A 254-nucleotide genomic window follows, 5' to 3' on the forward strand; every position below is an offset into this window, starting at 1 on the left:
ACTGACGGCCTTGCCAAGCAGACTCTTGGGCGGGGTGGTGGCGACGCGAGCATCAAGCAGCGCCTTGAGCTTGTCCAGGATCGGGCTGGATTTTTCGGCTCGTAGCGCTTTGATTTGCTCCGGCGCAGGCTTGGCGCTCCACACCGTAGAGCTTGCCGATCAGGTCCAGGACGGCATGGGCCGTGCCCCCCGCAGCCTTTTTGCCGGTAGTCTTCTCGACCTCGACAAATTTTCGCCGGACATGGGCCATGCAG

General features: G+C 62.2%; 1 pseudogene. It reads right to left on the reverse strand.

Annotation, left to right across the window (positions count from 1 at the left end):
* Positions 1-254, reverse strand: a pseudogene (locus tag GTA51_RS20515) (IS66 family transposase); the annotation flags it as partial.

It is taken from the genome of Solidesulfovibrio aerotolerans (assembly GCF_009856865.1).
GTDB classification, from domain to species: Bacteria; Desulfobacterota; Desulfovibrionia; order Desulfovibrionales; family Desulfovibrionaceae; genus Solidesulfovibrio; species Solidesulfovibrio aerotolerans.